The organism is Flavobacterium pectinovorum (genome assembly GCF_900142715.1).
Lineage (GTDB): Bacteria > Bacteroidota > Bacteroidia > Flavobacteriales > Flavobacteriaceae > Flavobacterium > Flavobacterium pectinovorum.
The window spans coordinates 258,390-280,844 of record NZ_FRBX01000003.1 but is presented as its reverse complement, the minus strand read 5'-3'; the positions used below and the strand labels follow the sequence as shown (position 1 = coordinate 280,844).

Sequence of the window (22,455 nt, the reverse complement as noted above, 5' to 3'; positions counted from 1 at the left end):
TAAGCTTTAGGCGGTAGGCTTTAATAAAGTGCTAAAAGCTTACTGCTTAAAGCCTATAGCCTACAGCTATAAATAATCGTAATCAATTTTGGTTAAATATAAACCGTGGGCCGGAACTGAAAATCCGGCTTTTTCTCTGCTTTTACTGGCAATAATACTTTCGACATCAGACAAAGAAATTTTATGCAGCCCAACATTTATTAAAGTTCCTACAATAGCGCGAACCATATTTCGTAAAAAACGATTGGCCGAAATCGTAAAAACCAGTTTGTTGTTTTCCTGTTTCCAATATGCCTCAAAAATCGTGCAATCAAAAGTATTTACATCTGTATTTACTTTAGAAAAACACTGAAAATCGGTATGATTTAGTAAAATCTTTGCAGCTTCATTCATCAAAGCTACATCTAATTTTTGGTTAAAATACCAACTCAATTCTTCCAAAAACGGATTTTTAACAGTATTGATGTGATATTCATAGGTTCTTTTTCTGGCGTCAAATCGGCAATGCGCATCATCATGAACCAAAATAATATCAAAAAGGGCAATGTCTTTCGGTAAATAAGAATTGAGTTTATGTACTAAATTTTGAGTATCAATTGGAGCATCAAAATCAAAATGACCATACATTTCAGTTGCATGAACGCCAGTATCTGTTCTTCCGGCACCCATTATATTTATAGGAGCATTCAGCAAAACAGAAAAAGCCTTATTTAAAGTTTCCTGAACAGAAGAAGCGTTGGGCTGAAATTGCCAGCCATGATAATGTGTTCCGTTATAAGCAAATTGAATAAAATATCTCATTTTAAGGTGCAGAGGTTCTGAGGTGCAAAGGTACAAAGTTTTTTTCTTTATAAGGTTCAAAGTCGCAAAGGTACAGAGGTTCAAAGGTTTTTCTTTAGAGATTTACTGTATTGCATCTAATCTATAATGTATAAATTATTAAATCATACCTGTTTTGCATTTGTCAACAGTAAACCTTTGAACCTTTGCCACTCTGAACCTTTGCACCTCCTCCAAAAACTGTTAAAACCCAAAATACCAATCATAGTTCACACAGCAAAAAATCGTGTCAGAAATTGACAATTCTAACGATTTAATTGAAAGTTTTTTTTAACATTTTTTGAAAAAATCTGCAAAAGTTAATTTTTAAAATATTTCATTTTAACAGGAACTATTTCTCCTATGTTTGCATCCTAAATAATCAAAAACTATGAATGAAATTACTTCTTATTGGTGGATAATTTTAATCTTATTCTCCATTCTTTTTTACAAATTTATTTTACGTGTTTTCTTCGGAATGGTGATGGTTCCTGAGGATAAAATTGGTTTGGTGACCAAAAAGTTCGTTTTGTTCGGAACGGATAAATCATTGCCGGATGGGCGTATTATTGCCACAAAAGGCGAAGCGGGTTATCAGGCAAAAACGCTTGCTCCGGGTTTATATTGGGGAATGTGGATCTGGCAATATTCAATAGACATGACCGGATTTACGGTTATCCCCGAAGGTAAAATTGGATTGGTTTTGAGTAAAGACGGTCAGGAAATTCCAACCGGACGAATTCTAGCCAGAAAAGTAGATAGCGATAATTTTCAGGATGCTACTTTTTTCTTAAACAATGGTGGGCAAAAAGGACGTCAGACCGCTTTTATTACAACAGGTTCGTATCGTATAAATACTTTTTTGTTCGAAATTGTAATTGCAGATCAAATTAAGATTTACGAAAACATGATTGGTATAGTTACTGCTCTCGACGGTGAACCGATTCCGCAAGGACAAATTGCGGGTAAATTTGTTGAAGGGCATAACAACTTTCAGGATTTCGACAAGTTTTTAGGAAGTGGTGGAAATCGTGGTTTACAGCCTCAGGTTATGTTAGCTGGATCTTACTATATTAATACGTGGGGAATTTTAATCGAACAAAACCCAATGACAGATGTGCCAATTGGATATGTAGGAGTGGTGATTTCGTATATTGGAGAAGACGGACAAGATGTTACCGGAGATACCTTTAAACACGGAAATATTGTTTCAAAAGGACAACGTGGGGTTTGGATGGAGCCTCTTGGTCCTGGAAAATATGCGTTGAACAAATACACAACTAAATTAGAAGCTGTTCCAACAACAAACTTGGTTTTAAACTGGGCAAATGCAAGAAGCGAATCACACGATTTAGATAAAAATCTTTCTACGATTACCGTTCGTTCCAAAGATGGTTTCCCATTTAATTTAGATGTGGCGCAAATTATTCACGTTCCGGCAGCCGAAGCACCAAAAGTAATTGCCCGTTTTGGAAGTATGAACAACTTGGTTTCGCAGGTTTTAGAACCTACAATTGGTAACTATTTCAGAAACTCGGCTCAGGATAGCGACGTGATTTCGTTTTTGTCAACCAGAAAAGAGCGTCAGGAATCAGCAAAAAATCATATTAAATTAGTTCTTGACGAATATAATGTAAATGCTGTTGATACTTTGATTGGAGATATCGTTCCGCCAGATTCATTGATGAAAACGTTGACCGATAGAAAATTAGCCGAAGAAGAGCAAAAAACCTATCAAACCCAAAGAATGGCGCAGGAACAGCGTCAGGGAATGGAGAAAGAAACGGCTATTGCCGATATGCAAAAAGAAATTGTTCGTGCTTCACAAAGTGTTGAAATTGCACAACGTACTGCAGATGCAACTGTAAAGAAAGCAGAAGGAGACGCGACAAGTTTAAAACTAAACGTAAATGCAGAAGCGGAAGCTACAAAAATGAGAGCCAATGCAGAAGCCGAAGCAACAAAAGCAAGAGCAGGAGCACAAGCCGAAGCAACGAAACTGAACGCAAGTGCCGAAGCAGAAAGAATTTCAAAAACTGGTTTGGCTGAAGCAGAGAAAATTATGGCAATTGGTAAATCTACGGCAGAATCATACCAACTTCAGGTTAGTGCAATGGGCGGTGACAATTTTACGAGATATAAAGTTACCGAAGAAATTGGTAAAGGAAATATCAAAGTAATACCAGATGTTTTAATTTCAGGAAATGGTGGATCTGATGGTTCTATCAGTGGTTTGTTAGGATTAAAATTAATGGAAATGATGGATACCAAAGATTCGAAAGATGGTAAAAATCCGAAGAAATAGTAGTTATTGTAAAATGCAAATAGTATTTGACATTCAACAGACCCGACAGGTTTTTAAAACCTGTCAGGTTTAACATCAGGATAAATTCGATTATTCGTAGAGACGCACAGCAGTGCGTCTAACATCAAGTTTAAGAAATCCGATTTGCGAAAGCAAATCGGATTTTTATGTTTATAATAAATGAAAATGATACAAAAGACGCACTGCAGTGTGCCTCTACAAAAAAACCTTTGTACCTTTGCAACTCTGAGCCTTTGCCCCTTAAAAAAATGAAAAAAATCCTCCTCCTTTCCGATACTCACAGCCATATTGATGATACTATTTTAAAATATGTGGCTCTGGCCGATGAAGTTTGGCACGCCGGAGATATTGGAGATTTGCATGTTACAGACACCATAAAAAAACTAAAACCATTACGTTGTGTTTATGGTAATATAGATGATGCAAAAGCAAGATTGGAATTTCCATTGCACAATAGATTTTTATGTGAAAATGTTTCTGTCTGGATTACACATATTGGTGGTTATCCTGGTAAATATAATCCAGCTATCAGAGAAGAAATGGCGGCAAATCCACCTAAACTATTCATTTGTGGACATTCTCATATTTTAAAAGTGATGTTTGATAAAAAAAATAACTTGTTGCACATGAATCCCGGTGCTGCAGGAAAAAGTGGATTTCACCAAATGCGAACCATGCTGCGATTCGTAATTGATGATGATAAAATAAAGGATCTTGAGATTATAGAAATAGGTAAGAAGTAAGAAGCCAGAAGAAAGAAGTAAGGTTATGAAGTTGGCACTTTTATTTTTATTGAAGTTCCTGTGCTTTCATTCGCTCTGGAAATAATATTAAAACTACCCTTTAGTTTTTTAATTCTTGCTCTAATTCTGTTCAGTCCAAAACCTTCCTGATGGAGTTTTTCGGCATTAAAACCTTTCCCGTCATCATGAATAATAATAATCAACCGATTTTGTTTTTCGTGCAATGAGATTTGGGCATTTTTAGCAGCACTATGTTTTATAATGTTGCTAAATAATTCGCTTACAATAAAATATAATTTAATTTCAAATTTCTCATTGTATCTTTTTGTTGTAGGTACAGAACTTGTGAATTTAAACAGAAGACCAGAATTTGAATTTTTTTCACATAAATCCTCTAAGGCATAAACTAAGCCAAAACGAACCAAAAGAGTTGGGATTAAATCGTGTGACATGTCTCGTAAACGATCGTGAGCTTCTTCAAGAATGGTTTTTGCTTTAAGAAGTTCTTCTGATTTTATAGCATTTTGAACCGTAAAAGTATTTAAATGCAAACCAACCGAAGACAATAGAGAATTGATATTATCATGTAAAAACGATGCAATTTTCTTTCTTTCATTCTCTTGCCCGTCGATTCCGGCGTTGATAATGTTAAGCTGTATTTTTTGCTGAATATCTTTTTGTTTATTCTTTCGTTTTAATTTGTCATTCTGATAAACAAAATATAACAAAACCATTAACACTATAGTGAGCACAATGTAGAAACTCACTATTTTTTTATTTGTAGATTTTTCAAGTTCCAGAAACTGTTCTTTTTTCACTATTGAATTATCAGAATTGATTTCCTTTTTAAATTCTTTACTACCAGTTACTTTTGAAGATACATCATATTGATTAAATACCGAAGCACTGCTAAATGCGGATAAAAAAACAAATAAAATAAATATTCTAAAAGTAAACATAGATTATCAGTTAGTAAAGACTATGGATTTATTAAATTATTTTTAAGGGCATATTTTACCACTCCAATAACGTTTTTGGTTTTTAGCTTTTTCATTATATTCTTTCGATGGGTTTCGACTGTGTTGACACTGATGAATAACTCTTCGCTTATTTCTTTTGCGCTATATTCTAGAGATATTAAAGTGATAATTTCAATTTCTCGTTCGCTCAAAAACTGATTTTCGCTAAAAGCAGGTTTGTTTAATTTAGGATTATTTTGAGTAAAATTAGTGAAGATTTTTTCCCTTATATGTTTGTCAAAATATTCTTCATCTTTATTTACAGCTTCGATTGCTTCGATAATGTTTTCTCCGGCACTTTTCTTAGTCAGATATCCTTTAGCGCCTAATTTCATTACTTCTTTTACGATTTTTAAATCATCATAACTCGAAAGAATAATTACTTTGCAGGGAAATCCTTTTTCATTAAACTCTTTTAAAACTTCGATTCCATCCTTTTTAGGCATACTAATGTCGAGTAACAAGATGTCGGTATTGTTTTTTATAACATCTTCATAAATAGACATTCCGTCTAATGAATTACCTACAACCTCAAAGTCAGAAACAGTGCGCAATAAATTAGTAAGTCCATCGATAAGTACTTGATGATCATCAGCAAGATGTATCCTTGTTTTATGTGTCATGATTGATTTGAATCTCAAAACATCAAATTTATGAAATTTATCTTACAAAATAGTTTTTAATTCTTTGTTTTTGAAAGTCTTATTAAAATTGAAGAAATTTCAGGCACAAAAAAACCCGAATATAAAATTCGGGTTCTCTTCGCACATAAATAAAGTTTATAGGTTTACCTCAAACGATCTACAGATTTTACGAGATCTTCGTCTTTCTTGATGGCCTTATTAGCTAACACTAATAATACGATAGCAACAATAGGAAGAAACATCCCAATACCTTTCTCTGAAACAGCGTTAACTGTCTCTCCAGATAAATTTAGTGATCGGTATACAAATAATCCTAATAAAATTAAATTTAATATTATGTTCAGTCTGCCCATTACAAACTGATTTTGTCTTTTTTTGTATGAAATAATACTAATAATCGTAAGCATTGTGCTTAAACCTAATAAAATAGTATAAACCTGGTCCTGCATAAAATAAAATGCTTTTCCGGTATTTAATGTCCAAAGCGGAATAAAAAACATCAGCACTCCTGTTACTAAAAAGGTAAGAATTAAATATACAGTTTGAATTCGTTGTATCATGATCAATAATTGTTTTACAAAAATATATTTTCTTTTTTTAAAATACTATTGTATGATTAAATTTTATTCGTATTATTGCATCATAATACCGTAAGCACTTCATACTGCGGTCAATTGAAAACAATTATCTACCTATCTTTTTACAGTATTTCCTTTAAAATAATTAAATTCATAGAATATTCATGTTTGATATTTCTGCATTAAAAGAAATGAAGCTTTCTGAGCTTCAAGAAATAGCTAAGTTAGCTAAAACTATAAAGTTTAATGGTGTTAAAAAAGAGACTTTAATTAGTCAGATTTTAGCACATCAAGAAGCGACTGTAGCGCCGCCTGTATCTGCTGTTGCTGAAGCAGAAGTAGCTGATGACAAACCCAAAAGAGCCAGAATTGTTCCTGTAAAAAAAACAGCAATTAGCAAAAACGCTCCTATTCTTGAATTTGATAAAGTAGAGGAAGCTCCTGAAAAGGTTAAGGCTCCTGCAATTTCAAAACAAAATCAAAAGGTTCAGGAAACTCCGGAAGTTGAAGAAACTGCTGAAAATGGAGAAGGAGAAGTGGAAAAAAAGGGACCAAAAATCGTAAAATTTAATAAATCAGCTTACGAGAAAAAAGTTGCTTTACAAAAGGAAAAAGAAGCTGTAAAAGAAGTAGGTTCTGAAGAAGCTGCCGAAAATGAAAATGTTGATGCAGCTCCTGTTGCTGAAAAAGCAGAAGGAATTACTCCGGTAAAAAAGATAAATCCGAATCAGCTTAAAAAGCAAAATCCTAACCAGAATCCAAATCCTAATCAAAACCCAAATCAGAATCAAAATGGGAATGGAAACGGAAACAACGGAAACCAAAACCCAAATCATAAAAATAAAAAAAGTAATTTCAGGGATTCAGATTTTGAATTTGACGGAATTATTGAAAGTGAAGGTGTTCTTGAAATGATGCCTGACGGATACGGATTCTTACGTTCATCAGATTATAATTATTTAGCCTCTCCGGATGATATTTATTTATCAACTTCACAAATTAGATTATTCGGCCTTAAAACCGGAGATACAGTAAAAGGAGTAGTTCGTCCTCCTAAAGAAGGCGAGAAATTTTTCCCTCTTGTTCGTGTACTGAAAATCAATGGTCACGATCCACAGGTAGTTCGCGACAGAGTTTCTTTCGAACACCTGACACCAGTTTTTCCTTCAGAAAAATTCAAATTAGCCGAAAAAGGCAGTTCAGTTTCAACCCGTATTATAGATTTATTTTCTCCAATAGGAAAAGGACAACGTGGTATGATAGTCGCACAACCGAAAACCGGTAAAACAATGTTGTTAAAAGACATTGCCAATGCGATTGCAGCCAATCATCCTGAAGTTTATCTAATCGTACTTTTGATTGATGAGCGTCCTGAGGAGGTTACAGATATGCAAAGAAGTGTTCGTGGTGAAGTTATCGCGTCGACTTTTGACAGAGAACCGCAAGAACACGTAAAAATTGCCAACATTGTACTTGAAAAAGCAAAACGTTTGGTAGAATGCGGACACGATGTAGTGATTCTTTTAGATTCGATTACACGTTTGGCAAGAGCTTATAATACAGTTCAGCCGGCTTCTGGTAAAGTTTTAAGTGGAGGTGTGGATGCCAATGCATTACAAAAACCAAAACGTTTCTTTGGAGCTGCAAGAAATGTAGAAAATGGTGGATCATTGAGTATCATCGCAACTGCATTAACTGAAACAGGTTCCAAAATGGATGAGGTAATCTTTGAAGAATTTAAAGGTACCGGTAACATGGAGCTTCAATTAGATCGTAAAATCGCCAACAAACGTATTTTCCCTGCCATCGATCTTACATCTTCAAGCACACGTCGCGACGATTTGTTATTAGACGAAAAAACATTACAAAGAATGTGGATCATGCGTAAATATCTATCCGATATGAACCCTGTAGAATCTATGGATTTTGTAAACGAACGCTTCAAGAAAACGAAGAATAATGAAGAGTTCTTGATTTCTATGAATGATTAAAAAAGGGACAAAGGCTCAAAGCTACAAAGGTTCTGAGGTTTTACTTTGAGATTATATATATACATAAAAAGGGATGAGTTTTTAAACTCATCCCTTTTTGGTTTTTATCTAGAAATGTAATGAATTCTATTAAAACATCTATGATTTCACATTTCAAATATAGCCCTCAGTTTCAACCGTGGGAGACGTATTGCAATAACTTTGAGATTATATATATAAAAGGGATGAGTTAAAAATCCATCCCTTTTTGGTTTTATTTTAGAAATGTAATGAATTCTATTAAAACACCTACGATTTCAAATTTCAAACATAGCCCGCGGTTTTAACCGTGGGAGACGTTTGTAATAACGTTTTGTAATAATGTAATAATTATTATGTTTCCCACGGTTAAAACCGGAGGCTATGTTTCCATAATGATAGCTAAAATAACAAATTCAATTCTTAGCGTTTTAAAAAAAAACTTAGAATCTTAGCATCTCAGTACCTCAGGCCCTTAAAAAAGAACCTTATTTCTTATCCACTACCGGTCTGTTTTCTCTATTTGCCAATTCCCAGGCAACTACAAACGCTAATTGTGTTCTTTTGGTTAAAGCGTCGTACTCAATTTTTTCTGGTTCATCGCCTTTTCCGTGGTAATCTTCGTGAACTCCGTTAAAGAAGAAAACTGCAGGAATACCATGTTTTGCAAAGTTGTAATGATCAGAACGCTCGTAGAAATGATTTGGATCTTTAGGATCATTGAATTTAAAATCTAAATCAACTTTAGTGAATTTTTCATTTTGGGCAACTACAATATTATGTAAGTCTGTTGATAATCTGTCGGCACCAATTACGTAAACATAATTGTTAGTATTTGCATGTTCAACATCACGACGGCCAATCATATCAATATTGATATCTGTAATAGTATTGGCAATTGGAAATAATGGATTTTCAGAATAGTAGCGAGAACCGTGCAAACCGTGTTCTTCACCAGTTACATGAAGAAATAAAATAGAACGTTTTGGTCCGTGTCCGTCTTTTTTTGCTTTTGCGAATGCTTTTGCCATTTCCATTACGGCAACAGTTCCGGAACCATCATCATCAGCTCCATTATAAATTTCGCCATCTTTAATTCCAACGTGGTCATAATGAGCAGAAATCACTAAAACTTCATCCGGTTTTTCAGAACCTTCAATATAAGCCCAGATATTTTCAGAATCAGGTAAATTCTCGTTGCGTCGTGCATTTAAAAAGGCTGCAGGAACTGGTTGATAATAATCTTTTGCACCTTTAGGAAACGAAATATTATTTTTTTTGTATTGCTCGATCATGTAAAGTCCCGCTTTTTTCTGGCCTTTTGATCCAGTTTCGCGACCTTCCATTTCATCAGAAGCAACCACATATAACATCTTTTTTAAATCTTTTTGGGTAATAGCTTTCACGTATTTGGTTGGATCTGAATTATCTTTCGATACAACAGACTGCGCATTTTTACATGAAAATGCTGAGGCAATCAATAATAGAATTACAATTTTTTTCATTGCGGGGTTTAGTGTAAATTAATGAATATGTAAAAAACATAAAAAGTTAGTAAAAATACAATAAAAAAGGAGTTTATAAAGAATAGAAACACACTTTTGATAAAGGAAACAATTCTGCTTTCGCCGTAAAAACGGTGATGTGCAGGGTAAAAATAGTAAGACATCCAGAGGATCCCCACAAAATTTGCAATATCAGCTATAAATCCTAAACTGCTTCCAAACAAACCAATAATTTTCTGGAAGACAAACAGAATAAGGAATATTAAAAGCAAAAATGAAAAATAATGCAGCGTAAATATCCCGTGATCAAAATAATACCATTTCTTTTTATTGTGAAAAATCCATAAAAAGAAAGCAAAGAATGGCATTATGATGAATAATATTTTAGGGATATTATGAACAAATGATTCTATAAACTTTTCTATAATTTCTGCCTTTGTATTGTTTTCTGTAATAGGTATAACCTTTTTTAAAAGCCAATATTCAAAGTCAGTATATTTTTCGCTTGGTTTTCCATATTTCTGAATGGAGTCGATTTCTTTCTCCGACTGCATATTAAAATGTGTGGTTTTATTAAATGTCTTAATGTTCAAATTATCTGTTTTCTCCAGTTTTGAATTAAGATCTATTTCGCTTTTAGTCAGATTTTCAGTTACATGGCTGGGAAACAAGGCAATCATTAAAAAAGTAATAAAACTGATGAAAATATAAAGACGAACTGGCGCCAGGTAAGACAATCTTTTTCCCGAAAGATATTCTTTAGTTAAAGTTGCGGGTTTAAACAGTAAATTTCGAATCGTTTTCCAAAAGGCATTTTCGTAATGCGTTAAATCTTCAAAAAAATGAATAAATAAATGATGAAAGGTCTTTCGGCTGTCTGTGTTTTCCTGTCCGCAATTGGGACAAAATCTTTGCTCGACAACGTGCCTGCAATTCAGGCAGGTTTTGTCTTTTCTAATAGGACTGTGTGACATTGGTAATTTGGTTGGTTTTTGGTTTTGGTTTTAGGTTTTTTTTTATTGCCCGCGGATGTTACGGATTAAACGGATTTACGCTGGTTTTTTTTCCTGTAAGTAAATAATTATCTGCGTAAATCCGTTCAATCCGCGTTATCAGTGTTCTTGTTTTTTGCCACAGATTAAATGATTAGAATGATTTTAATAAAAAATCAGCGTAAATCCGTTTAATCAGCGTCATCCGCGTGCCATTTTATTTTTTCAGCACTTCATTTAAAAACAGCTGTAAATGCTCAAAAGATCGTTTTGCGGCAACAGCATTATAAGCTGCGCCTTTTGAATTGTCATTTCCAGCTTCAGGATTTGTAAACGAATGGACAGAATTTGCATAATAAATCATTTGCCAATCAGCTTTTGTATCGCGCATTTCCTGTTGAAAAGCTGTGATTTCTTCTTTCGAAACAAAAGGATCATCAGCACCATGACAAACTATGACTTTCGTCGTAATTGGTTCAACGGCACGCGCTGCATCTTTACCTAAACCCCCATGAAATGAAGCAACACCTTTTAAATTCAAATGTCCGCGGGCGGCTTCAAGAACTCCTGTTCCGCCAAAGCAATAGCCAATAGCTACAATATTATCTGCATTTGCTCCGGATTTGATTAATTCCTGCAAAGCCGCATTGATTCTTTTTTGATAATCAGCAAAATTCGTTTTGTAATAACCTGCCTGTTTTCCTGCTTCGGTTGTATTAGTTGGATAATTTCCTTCGCCATAAATATCAGCGATAAAAACATGATAGCCTAGCTTTGATAATTCTTCGGCAATTCCTTTAGATGCATTGTCGATTCCCAGCCACGCCGGCAAAAGTAAAATGCCCGGATTGCTGCTGCTTTTTTTGGCAGATTTTATAAATAAACCGTTTAAGGTTTGTTTTCCTTCTGAATATTTTACTGGTTTTAACTGTGCATTTATAGTGCTAGAAGACAGTATAATAGTTAAAATTAGAATAGTGGTATTTTTCATGATCTTACAATTTTAAACAAATATCAGAAATAAAATGCTACAAAAAAACCTCAGAAGAATTTTCTTTTGAGGTTTGTATTTTTGAAATAAAATGGAGAAATTATTTATATTTTATAAAGAAATATTCCTTTTAAAAGCACATCCCAATTCTATCATTGAATCTGTTTTGGCAATCCCGGGAATATTATCGATTTTTTCATATAATATTTTACGCATGTGTTCGTGGTTTTTTGCGGTAATTTTTAAATAAAGCGTAAACGAACCCGTTACAAAATAGCATTCTGTAATTTCCGGAATTTCTTTTAAAGCCTCAATAATACGTTCAGAATCAGAATCTTTATTAAGCGTAATTCCCGTAAACGAAGCCCAGTCGTAACCGATTTGTTTTTCGTTTAAAATAGGTTTGATGCCGGTAATTATGCCTTGTTCAAATAAACGGTTAATGCGCTGATGCACCATTGTATTCGAGATTTTTAAATTAGTAGCAATAGTCGAATACGCAATTCTTCCATCTTTCTCTAATTCTTTGATAATTTTTACGTCAAACTCATCTAAAATATCCATGCATCTATTTTTTTCGTTCTAATTTATTGTAAAGATAAAAATAAGTCTGATTAGATGTTTATTTCTGAATATTAAAATGACTTTTTTATTGATTAAATTAAGTGATTTTGATTTTATATAAGTGATTATAAGTTAATATTTGTGTTTTATTCGTTGTAAATAAATAATTTTTATATTTTTGTTTCAATAAAAAGAAATATTATGGCACATACACAAGAAATTCTTTCGTCTAAATCGGAAGTTTTAATCGAAAAAGAGAATAAATACGGAGCTCATAATTACCATCCGCTTCCGGTAGTTTTAGAAAGAGGAGAAGGTGTATATGTCTGGGATGTTGACGGCAAAAAGTACTATGATTTTCTTTCAGCTTATTCTGCAGTAAATCAAGGACATTGTCATCCTAAAATTGTAAAAGCAATGGTCGATCAGGCTCAAAAACTGACCTTGACTTCAAGAGCTTTTTACAATGATAAATTAGGAAACTACGAAGAATTTGTAACCAATTATTTTGGTTTTGATAAAGTTTTACCAATGAATACAGGTGCTGAAGCGGTTGAAACGGCTTTGAAACTATGTAGAAAATGGGCATACGAAGTAAAAGGAATTCACGAAAATCAAGCTCAGATTATTGTTTGCGAAAATAATTTTCACGGAAGAACAACGACTATTATTTCCTTTTCGAATGATGAAAGTGCCCGTAAAAACTTCGGACCTTTTACAGATGGATTTATAAAAATTGAATATGATAATCTTGAAGCTCTTGAAAAAGCTTTGGAATCATCAAAAAATATTGCCGGATTTTTAGTAGAACCAATTCAGGGTGAAGCCGGAGTTTATGTTCCATCAGAAGGATATTTGGCGAAAGCAAAAGCACTTTGCGAAAAACATAATGTATTGTTTATTGCAGATGAGGTTCAAACGGGAATTGCCCGTACCGGAAAATTATTGGCCGTACACCACGAAAATGTACAGCCGGATATTCTGATTTTAGGAAAAGCAATTTCTGGCGGAGTTTATCCGGTTTCGGCAGTTTTGGCGAATAATGAAATCATGAATGTGATCAAACCGGGTCAGCACGGTTCTACTTTTGGAGGGAATCCTGTTGCAGCAGCCGTTGCAATCGCAGCCTTGGAAGTTGTAAAAGAAGAAAAACTAGCCGAAAACGCAGAACGTTTAGGAATCATTTTAAGAAAAGGATTAAACGAAATTGCAGAGCGTAACGATTTAATTACTTTAGTTAGAGGTAAAGGTTTATTAAACGCCATTGTAATTAATTGCGGTGAAGATTCTGATTTGGCTTGGGAAATCTGCCTAAAATTTAGAGACAACGGATTATTGGCAAAACCAACTCACGGAAATAAAATTAGATTAGCACCGCCATTGGTGATGACAGAAACTCAAATTGCGGAATGTCTTGAAATCATCGAGAAATCTTTGAATGATTTTAGAGATTAAATAATCAATTGAAAAGTATTTTTTAAACACATAGAAACATAGCTTATTGGTGTGTTAAAAGGCGTTTCACTTGCATTAACAAACATAGCTACTATGTGTGAGAAACTAGTTTCTTTAAATAATCTTTTCAAAGTAAAATAAAATCTATGTTTCTTCTATGTGTTTAATTAAATTACACGTTACATATTAATTCAGCTTACTTTATTACATAAAAAAGCGATTGTTCTATGACAATCGCTTTTTGTTTATAATTACTTAAAATATCAAAAAAAGTAATTATTTCTTTAGAGCCGCACCGCCTGGCATTTGCTCAGGTTTAGCGTTGAATTTACTATATTCTACAACTCCTGTTTGGTTTGCCCAATCAAAATATTTGCCCGAAAGTTGGTTTACAACTGCAAGATTTTGTTTGGCAACATTGGTTGTTTCACCTCTGTCAGTTTCAATATTATAAAGTTCCCATTCATACGAAGGATAAGTTGAAACTAATTTCCATTTCCCGTCACGAACAGCTCTGTTTCCTGCTCTTTCCCAAAATAATGGTGCGCCTCTATCAACCTGCGAAACATTATCAAATAAAACAGGTAATAAACTCTTTCCAGCCAAAGGATTTGTGATCGCACCATTATATTCTTTTGGATATTCAATTCCGGCCAATTCGTAAAAAGTAGGAGCAAGGTCAATAATATGTCCAGTTCCTTTATCGATACGATTCGCTTTTATTTTTGATGGAAACCACGCAATAAACGGCGAACTAAATCCGCCTTCGTGCATATTGTTTTTATATTGCTGAAGCGGCGTATTAGACAAATACGCCCAGTTTTGTTCCTGATAATCAAATGATCCTGAAGTTCCAACAGGTCCTTCGTTTCGAACCAAACCTCTTCCAAGCGGATTGTAAGTATTAAAACCGCCCTGAGCTCCATTATCTGAAATGAAAATAATCAAGGTGTTTTTATCTTTTTTTAACGCTTTTATTTTCTCTAAAACTTTCCCAACGTTCTGATCCATATTGTCGACCATTGCGGCGTAAACTTCCATTTTTGCTTTCCAGAATTGTTTTTCGTCATACGTTAATTTATTCCATTCCGGAACTTCGGGATCTCTTGCAGAAATGGTTTGGTCGGCTGGTAAAATCCCGTTTTCTTTTAATTTCTGAATTCTTTTTTCTCTTAAAATATCCCAGCCTTCATCAAACTTCCCTCTGTATTTTGCAATATCAACAGGTTTTGCCTGCAACGGCCAATGCGGTGCTGTAAAAGCGAGATATAAAAAGAAAGGTTTGTTTTCTTTGTTTTGTTCATCTAAAAAAGTAACCGCATTATTTCCAATTTCATCTGTAAAATAATACGAGTCATCTTTTGGATGCAGTTCTTCATTATTACGAAGCAGTTTTACCGGATAAGGCGTTTTCCCGAAAGGCAAACCTTTAGTATCAAAATAATTAGAAGCACCTTTTAAAATACCGTAAAATTTATCGAAACCTCTTTGATTTGGCCATTGCGCCTGATCTTCAGAACCTACGTGCCATTTTCCGGATAGAATTGTGCTGTATCCGCCAGAGCGAAAAACTTCGCCTAAAGTCAAAGATTCTTTGTTTAAATATCCCTGATATGTCGGCAATCCTAAATTAACATCAAAAAAACCAACTCCGGCTTTATGCTGATATTGTCCCGTTAATAAAGAAGCTCTCGTTGGTGCACAAATGGAGTTGTTGTAAAATTCGCGTAAGCGCAGACCTTCGTGAGCTAATTTATCGAGATTGGGTGTCTTAATTTCGGAGCCGTAATTTCCTAAATCAGAATAACCCATATCGTCGACCATAATCAAAATGATGTTTGGTTTGGAGTTATTTTGAGAATGAATAGAAAAGCTGAAAGCCAATAAAAGGTTTAGTGTAATAAGTGTTTTTTTCATTATAGTTGATATTTTATATGTCGAAATCATTGTGTTTAACTTTGTCAAAGTTTCAAACTTTGACAAAGTTCTCGAAGAAAAGTAAAGTCTTTAATTTTATTTACCAAACAACAAAAAGGCAATAATCAGCGTAATAATCACATTGAATAGTTGCGCGATTAAAAAAGCATACAAGGGCTTTTTGCTATTATTACGGAGTAAATCTTTAAAGTTGGTTTCTAAACCAATACTTGTAAAAGCAAGTGCAAACCAAATGCCTTGTAAATTTTTTAAACTGTCTTTTACTTCATCACGAACTTCCGGAGTAATTAAAAAAGAAAAAACCAGTGAAGCGACAATGAAGCCAATAACAAATTTCGGAAAACGTTCCCAGATGACGCCCAAAGTTGGTTTTGATGCCACAGCTTCATCTGATTTATTATGTGTATATGTCCAATAAACCGAGATTGCAAAAGCGGCTAATCCTAATAAAACATTCTGCGAGAATTTTACAATCGTACTAATTTTTAAGGCTGTTTCACCAACCAAAGTTCCGGAAGCGACAACTGCGCCCGATGTATCGATACTTCCGCCGAGCCAGGCGCCGGTTACTTCTTCAGGAAAATGAAAATGTCTGGCAATGATCGGCATAAAAATCATCATGGGAATTGCCGTTACCAAAACCATCGAAATTACATAAGACAGTTTTTTTGAATCGCCTTTAATCGCACCCGAAGTGGCAATAGCAGCAGAAACACCGCAGATAGAAACCGCACTAGAAATCATCATGGTTAATTCATCATCGACTTTTAATTTTCGGCAAAGCCAAAAAGCAAAATACCAAACCGATAAAACCACGACCAAAGCCTGAATTAATCCTAAAGAACCGGCCTTTAGAATGTCTGAAAAAATAACACTTGTTCCCAATAAAACCAATCCGATTTTTACAAATACTTCTGTAGCAAGTGCAGATCGAAACCATTCGGGAAGTTTGAAAAAGTTGCCTATCAGTAATCCGATAATTAAACTGAAAATAACGGCTTCTAAATTGAGCGCTTTTATTTCTGAATTTCCTGCCAGAATAAGTGCAATGACAGTTAGAATATAAACTATCGGAAAAACAAATAGAAAATATTTTACCGATTTTCCAATTAAAAAAGCCCCGAGTGTTCCAATAATGATTAGATAAATAAATTGGGTTATGATGAGTTTCAAATTCGAGAAAGCAAAAACATCATTGCTTAATTCTGCTCCGTTTGACCATTTGAAAATGGGAACTTCCGGAAGAAAAACAAATAGTGAAATCCCGATAATTAGAAATCCGAGAACAACGACTGTCCAGTCTTCGTGAATATTAAATTGTTTTGAGGTAGTTGGCATTTTATGTTTATTTCCTGCAAGGTTTTCAAAACCTTGTAGGTATAGTTATTAATATAGCGAGTGAATTATAGACCTACAAGGTTTTGAAAACCTTGCAGGACTTCTGTAACTTTTACAAATCGACAAAGTATTTCTGTTTACCAAAGTTAAATTCATAATAGGTTAAATTAGGCCATAAAGGTTTTACAAGACCTTTTTCCCAGTTTTGCAAAGCAGCGTGAAGCTCTTTTACTTTTGCCGGATTTTTTTGAGCCAAATCTGTCGTTTCAGATTTATCGTTTGCCAGATTATAAAGCCATTCTTCGTGCGTTTTTCCGCTAATGATTAATTTCCAGTCACCGCTTCGAATTGCTTTTGCATCGCCGGAACGCCAGTATAAATTTTTGTGTGCTTCTGTATTATTGTTGACAGTTGAAATTAAATCGACACCATCATAAACCCTGTCTTTTGGCAAACCGGAATGCGTAACAGCAGCAATTGTGCTAAAAATATCCAGTGAACTTACAGGAGTTTTGTAGACCGTATGCGGTTTAATTTTTCCCTTCCACGAAAGTGCAAACGGAACATTGATACCGCCTTCAAAATGCGAAAATTTTCCACCTTTTAAAGGGGCATTTGTTGTGGCGAAAGTATAATCGGCACCACCGTTATCGCTGGCAAAAATGATTAAGGTGTTTTCTTCAAGACCTTCTTTTTTTACTTTGGCAACGATTCTTCCAATAGCGTCATCAAGCGCGCTGATCATGGCAAAATAAACGCGTTTGTTTTCGTCTTTTACATTCGGAAAACGATCGTAATATTTTTTTCGAACCTGAAATGGCGTGTGTGGCGCATTAAACGGAACATAAAGTAAAAAAGGTTTGGTTTTATTTTTATCGATAAAAGCTTCGGCTTCGTCAGCAAATGTTTCGGTTAAATAGGCTTTATCTTTTATGATGGTTGTATCGCGACGAATTTGCCCGATTCCGACACGGCCATTTCCCCAGATCATTTTATCTGTAAAATCTTTGTGATGATGGTTGACAATATCCGGATTATCATCTTCGGGCGTGTAAAGCGAAAACGCCTGATAAAATCCGTAATGGTAATCGAAACCTCTGTCCAGTGGAAAAAATCCTTTGTTGTGTCCCAAATGCCATTTCCCGATTATGGCTGTTGCGTATCCTTGTTTTTTGGCTAAATCGGCAAATGTAATTTCAGATTGTGGTAAACCCTGAGTGGCTATCGAAGCTTCATTTGGGTATTCTATTTTTTGATTTAATCGCCAGCTATTCGTATTAATCAAATATTTGAAAGCATAATATTCCAGGTTATTTTTTGGATATCGGTCTCCGGGCTGATATTCATGTCCAAAACGTTCCTGATAACGACCCGTCAACAAACCCGCACGCGAAGGCGAACAAATCGAAGACGAAACATAACCGTCTGTAAAAGTCACGCCAGAAGCCGCCAAAGAATCAATTTGAGGCGTTGGCGTCGATTTTCCTCCGTATAACGAAATATCGTATTTACCCAAATCATCGGCGAGGAGAATGATAATATTAGGTTTCTTTTCTGATGATTTTGAAGTATCTTTTTGTGCCAGAAATGCCGTTTTTCCTTCAACTAATTTTTTATCAGGTTCTATTAATTTTCCGTTTGTATTAATAGGCCAGAATAAAAATAGTACCGCAATAAAAAGGACGAGAAGAATTGGAATAAGAATGTTTTTTATTCTTTTAAATGATGCCATATTTTTTTGAATTGTTTTGGTATAAGTTTTAGAGTATAATTTTAACACACAGAAACATAGATTTTTATGATGCCGAAAAGACGTTTCACTTTAAAATAAATCTCATAGGCTTTTGCGAAAAAACAAGATTTTTGTGTTTGAAGAGCTTTGTCAAAGTTTAAAACTTTGACAAAGCTTTACGTCTAATGATCTATATTTCTATGTGTTTAAAAATTGATGTGTAAATTCCAAAAAGAAATAACTCTATGTTTCCGTTTCCTGCAAGGTTTTCAAAACCTTGTAGGTATCTCTAAAACATGAAATACTTCAAATCTTAGCGTAATTTAAACCTACAAGGTTTTGAAAACCTTGCAGGAGGATTGAAAACATTAATTTTGTGCCAAAGCCACATCAACATCACTTTTAAGATTTCCCAAACCATCTTTTTTGAAAATGATTTTTCCATTTTGATATAAAATCAAAGTAGGGAAGACCTTTACGGTTTTTAAATCGGCAATAACCTGCGGACTTTCTTCCAATTCAATTTCGATAATTTTGAGTTTTTTACCATATTGAGATCTGATATCTTCTAAAATGGTTTTTACGGTTTTGCAGGTGGCGCAATATTTAGAACCAATATCTACCAAAACGTATTGATTATCGGCAAGGATTTTTTTGTATTCGGCTATTGATAATTTACTTTTTAAATTGCTGTAAAAAGGTTTTCCGCCACCAATCCAGCTTGCGATTCCGCCTTCGAGAATATAGACTTCATTGAAACCTCTTTTAGCTAAATCGGTAGATAAAAGCCCGCTTCTGTAAGCAGCGATTGAATAAATAAATACCGGTTGCGACGGATTTAAGGCTGCAACATGCTTTTCGTAATCTTCAGATTTTAGGTTGAAATTTACTGCACCTTCTATATGATTTAAGGCAAATTCGTCGCTTCCTCTGGCATCAATTATTTGTGGATTTTTTTGACTTTTAATTTTCGAATAAAAAGCATCCAGCAATATATTGGCACTGTTTCCTTGCGAAAAACCTGCAATTGTAAAAAGCAGCATAAAAGTTATAATGCCGTTTTTGAGTATTTTATTTTTCATAAATTTTGGTTTTTGCATAAGTTTGGCAGTGTATTCGGGATTATTTTCGAATACACTGCCAATTATTATTTAATTTATTTTTGTTGGTTTTATACCTGAGCAGGCTCGTCGTAATAAACCGGACTTGGTGCCAGATTTTCTTCTGCTTTTGGTTTTAACGGAACTGCCAGAACGCCTTCTGCCAAAGCACTTCCTTCTTTTTTAGATTTGAATATTGGCCACAAAAACTGCGCGTACCATTCTTCTTGTTTGTATGATTTCATTCCGTATGATTTTGGGAATTTACGTGTAATTAAACCCGTTCCGAAGATCATATCCCAAATGAAAAACATATTTCCGAAGTTGCCTTTAAAGTGTCCAACACCGTCACCGCTTGTATCTGCGTGGTGTGCGTGGTGCGTTGCCGGAGTCGAAATCAAACGTTCTAAAACCCATGCAATTGGATGTAAAACTTTGTATTTGTAGAAAGGTTTGTCCCATGCAATGCTTGAGTGTGCTCCCAAAGTGATGAAACTTTTAATAACCAAAACAAAAAGAGCCGGTAAACCTAAACCTAAATAGGTTAAAGTGGCTGTCAAATAAATTTGAGAAAAGAAAACAGTATAAATAAAGTTTTGTCTCGAAGCCATCGCCATTCCCATGTATGGAGCCGAATGGTGCGTTCTGTGGAAACGCCATAAAAACGGAACCTGGTGATGAAGTCTGTGGTACCAATATTGCGTTAAATCATCGGCAATAGCAATAAGGAAAAAACCTCCCCAAAACGGAACCCATGATAGTGTATTAGCTAAATTTGAAATTAAATATGGCAAAGCCGTTAAGCTAAAAAATGCAATAATAGGAGGCAGGATTAATTTTGGGGCCAGAAAACTTACAATATCAATCTTACGCTCTTCGCCCGTCCATTGATCGTCGTATAAACCAGCGCCAAATTCTATTGCTCCCAAAACCAACATGAAAACAGTTAATCCCCAGGTGCGTATATTTTGAAAAGCAGGTTTTGCAAATTCTAAAAATGATGGTATCGTAACATGAGATTCTGCTACAAGTCCGTTGCTTAATTTAAAGTAAAGGAAAATTGCCACAACCGGCAATGAATATATCAAAAGACTAATACTCAAATCTCTTGTCAATTTACTGTTTGAATTTTGTGTTGCTGCCATAATTTTTTATTTTAAAAATTGATTTATTAAGGTTAAACCTCCGGCCAGAATCGCCAGAGGAACTAAAAATAAAATTATACCCACGATAATTTTTTTCCCGATAATTTCATAGTCTACTCGTTTCATTATCTTGTGTTTTGTGTTATTATTTATTTGATTTGAACCTCAAACTTTGCATTTGAAATTCAGTGGATTAGCTTGTGTGACAAAAATAAAAAATAAATTCTTTTAACTCTATGGATTTAGTAGAATTAATTATCTGTATTTTAATAAATTTTGTTACAATTCTGTTGAAAATGTTATTATTTTACTTTTTGAATAGAAGGAAGTTCCTCAATGGTTAAATTCTCTCTCAGTTTTTCAGATGGCAAATACAATCGAATAATTAAGCCTGTCTTTTTAATGTTGTTAGTAGGCAGCCAGTTTTCTTTTTTCTCTGTACCCGAAAGATTAATTTTATACGATGTACTATCTGCCTGATATTTTACATTTTCAAGATTATAGCTGTATTTATTAATCGGATTTTTAATCAGGAAACCATTTTCATCATACGCCGTTATGCTCCAATATTTAGCGTCTAGTTTTTTACCGCTAATCACATAATCTGATTTTGGGTCTAATGCATTTCCGTCACTATCAGTATTTGTGCTTAAGTAAATAACTTCTTTTTTAGTTAAGGCATAAGGTCTATAAACCGCTATTTGAGCTATTGTTAGCAAATCGGCTGTGCTCAGGTCTTTGTCTTTATCAACAGTTTGCCAGTTGCCAATAATTCGTTGCGAATCGCTTTTTCCGGATTTGATACTGTAAATGCCGGCACCGCTTCCTATTAGTATAGCAAGAAGAACTAATCCTAATCCAACTGCTATTTTCTTTATTTTTTGATTTAAAGCCATTTTTTTGATTTTAAAAATGAATGTTTTCTTTTGGAAGCTTTGTCAAAGTTTTATACTTTGATAAAGCTTTCATACGTATTTACTTCACTAATTTCACAACTGAAACACCATGTTGCAACCCAGAAAGTTGTTTTACCGGATATGCTTTCGAAACTAAATAACGAAACAGAATCAACCCTTTTGTTGTTGGACTGTAAATGATTTTCTCTTTCGGAATATTTTTCAAAACTTCGGATTTGCTTCCTTCTTCAGCCAGATAATATTCAAATTTTGATTTTACCTGCTCTTCATTTTCAACAAAATAATTAGTGGTGTTTTCCTGATACGCAGAGATCGACCAATACGTTGAATCGGGAACAATACCGGAAATTTTCAGCACATTATCTTTTAAATCATAATTAATGGTTGAATACAAAAAATCAGGATTTGGTAGCGGAATCACTCTGCTGTTTTCGGCATTTGGCTGGTCTCCAAATCTTGGTGTATTTACATATCCCAGACTTTTTTCGGCAAATTTACTTTGCACGTAATACGGAGTAATCCAAATGGTTAAGTAATAAAAACTTACTGCAATTATTACAAGAACTAAGGCGAAAATTCCTTTTTTGATTATCGGTTTTATTGCTGCCATCGTTTTCTTTTTGAATTTATTTTTTAACAT

At 34.3% G+C, this 22,455-nt stretch carries 19 protein-coding genes; 4 read left to right on the top strand and 15 right to left on the bottom strand.

The features are described from left to right. Positions 1–66 precede the first annotated feature (66 nt). Complete coding sequence (gene truA, locus BUE22_RS11855) at positions 67–801, bottom strand: tRNA pseudouridine(38-40) synthase TruA (protein ID WP_073395213.1); 735 nt, start codon at positions 799–801, stop codon at positions 67–69. Positions 802–1,210: 409 nt separating this feature from the next. On the opposite strand from truA, the gene BUE22_RS11850 reads away from it, so the two are divergent. Both BUE22_RS11850 and BUE22_RS11845 read left to right on the top strand, forming a co-directional pair. Next, positions 1,211–3,124 carry an SPFH domain-containing protein gene (locus BUE22_RS11850; protein WP_073395212.1) on the top strand — a complete coding sequence of 638 codons (1,914 nt, stop codon included), beginning with the start codon at positions 1,211–1,213 and terminating at the stop codon, positions 3,122–3,124. A 269-nt stretch (positions 3,125–3,393) separates the two neighbouring features. Continuing rightward, positions 3,394–3,888, top strand: a complete 495-nt coding sequence (locus BUE22_RS11845; RefSeq protein WP_073395502.1) for a metallophosphoesterase family protein — start codon at positions 3,394–3,396, stop codon at positions 3,886–3,888. 23 nt (positions 3,889–3,911) lie between these two features. On the opposite strand, the gene BUE22_RS11840 is transcribed toward BUE22_RS11845, so the two are convergent. The 3 genes from BUE22_RS11840 to BUE22_RS11830 all read right to left on the bottom strand — a co-directional run bounded on the left by BUE22_RS11840 (position 3,912) and on the right by BUE22_RS11830 (position 6,111). After that, positions 3,912–4,847 (bottom strand): sensor histidine kinase, encoded by a 936-nt coding sequence (locus BUE22_RS11840; RefSeq protein WP_073395211.1) that lies wholly within the window; start codon positions 4,845–4,847, stop codon positions 3,912–3,914. A gap of 20 nt (positions 4,848–4,867) precedes the next feature. Continuing rightward, on the bottom strand, positions 4,868–5,530 hold the full coding sequence (locus tag BUE22_RS11835; RefSeq protein WP_042563040.1) for a response regulator: 663 nt from the start codon (positions 5,528–5,530) through the stop codon (positions 4,868–4,870). A gap of 164 nt (positions 5,531–5,694) precedes the next feature. Then, a complete protein-coding gene (locus BUE22_RS11830) occupies positions 5,695–6,111 on the bottom strand; it encodes a DUF4293 domain-containing protein (protein ID WP_042563039.1) in 417 nt (138 codons plus the stop codon). A gap of 182 nt (positions 6,112–6,293) precedes the next feature. On the opposite strand from BUE22_RS11830, the gene rho reads away from it, so the two are divergent. After that, complete coding sequence (gene rho, locus BUE22_RS11825; protein WP_073395210.1) at positions 6,294–8,120, top strand: transcription termination factor Rho; 1,827 nt, start codon at positions 6,294–6,296, stop codon at positions 8,118–8,120. A gap of 506 nt (positions 8,121–8,626) precedes the next feature. Here the strand turns inward: rho and BUE22_RS11820 are convergent. The 4 genes from BUE22_RS11820 to BUE22_RS11805 all read right to left on the bottom strand — a co-directional run bounded on the left by BUE22_RS11820 (position 8,627) and on the right by BUE22_RS11805 (position 12,190). Further along, positions 8,627–9,643: a M28 family peptidase gene (locus tag BUE22_RS11820; protein ID WP_073395209.1), complete on the bottom strand. Its 1,017-nt coding sequence runs from the start codon at positions 9,641–9,643 to the stop codon at positions 8,627–8,629. Positions 9,644–9,651: 8 nt separating this feature from the next. After that, complete coding sequence (locus BUE22_RS11815; protein WP_073395208.1) at positions 9,652–10,617, bottom strand: DUF3667 domain-containing protein; 966 nt, start codon at positions 10,615–10,617, stop codon at positions 9,652–9,654. A 235-nt stretch (positions 10,618–10,852) separates the two neighbouring features. Continuing rightward, complete coding sequence (locus tag BUE22_RS11810) at positions 10,853–11,626, bottom strand: dienelactone hydrolase family protein (protein WP_073395207.1); 774 nt, start codon at positions 11,624–11,626, stop codon at positions 10,853–10,855. Between the two features lie 111 nt (positions 11,627–11,737). Further along, entirely contained in the window at positions 11,738–12,190 is a 453-nt protein-coding gene (locus BUE22_RS11805; RefSeq protein WP_042563034.1) for an Lrp/AsnC family transcriptional regulator, read from the bottom strand. Positions 12,191–12,391: 201 nt separating this feature from the next. Here BUE22_RS11805 and rocD point away from each other — a divergent pair, with 201 nt between their 5' ends. After that, complete coding sequence (gene rocD / locus BUE22_RS11800) at positions 12,392–13,645, top strand: ornithine--oxo-acid transaminase (protein WP_073395206.1); 1,254 nt, start codon at positions 12,392–12,394, stop codon at positions 13,643–13,645. Between the two features lie 276 nt (positions 13,646–13,921). Here rocD and BUE22_RS11795 read toward each other — a convergent pair whose 3' ends face one another. The 7 genes from BUE22_RS11795 to BUE22_RS11765 form a co-directional block, all read right to left on the bottom strand. After that, on the bottom strand, positions 13,922–15,562 hold the full coding sequence (locus BUE22_RS11795) for an arylsulfatase (protein ID WP_073395501.1): 1,641 nt from the start codon (positions 15,560–15,562) through the stop codon (positions 13,922–13,924). Positions 15,563–15,658: 96 nt separating this feature from the next. Then, positions 15,659–16,921 carry a YeiH family protein gene (locus BUE22_RS11790; RefSeq protein ID WP_073395205.1) on the bottom strand — a complete coding sequence of 421 codons (1,263 nt, stop codon included), beginning with the start codon at positions 16,919–16,921 and terminating at the stop codon, positions 15,659–15,661. A 112-nt stretch (positions 16,922–17,033) separates the two neighbouring features. Then, entirely contained in the window at positions 17,034–18,653 is a 1,620-nt protein-coding gene (locus tag BUE22_RS11785) for a sulfatase-like hydrolase/transferase (RefSeq protein WP_073395500.1), read from the bottom strand. A gap of 368 nt (positions 18,654–19,021) precedes the next feature. After that, positions 19,022–19,735 carry a rhodanese-like domain-containing protein gene (locus tag BUE22_RS11780; RefSeq protein ID WP_073395499.1) on the bottom strand — a complete coding sequence of 238 codons (714 nt, stop codon included), beginning with the start codon at positions 19,733–19,735 and terminating at the stop codon, positions 19,022–19,024. Between the two features lie 89 nt (positions 19,736–19,824). After that, positions 19,825–20,898 carry a sterol desaturase family protein gene (locus tag BUE22_RS11775; protein ID WP_073395204.1) on the bottom strand — a complete coding sequence of 358 codons (1,074 nt, stop codon included), beginning with the start codon at positions 20,896–20,898 and terminating at the stop codon, positions 19,825–19,827. Between the two features lie 302 nt (positions 20,899–21,200). Next, positions 21,201–21,794, bottom strand: coding sequence for a DUF1214 domain-containing protein (locus BUE22_RS11770; protein ID WP_073395203.1), 594 nt, complete (start codon positions 21,792–21,794; stop codon positions 21,201–21,203). Between the two features lie 79 nt (positions 21,795–21,873). Next, positions 21,874–22,425 (bottom strand): DUF1254 domain-containing protein, encoded by a 552-nt coding sequence (locus BUE22_RS11765; RefSeq protein WP_159438475.1) that lies wholly within the window; start codon positions 22,423–22,425, stop codon positions 21,874–21,876. Positions 22,426–22,455: the final 30 nt, after the last annotated feature.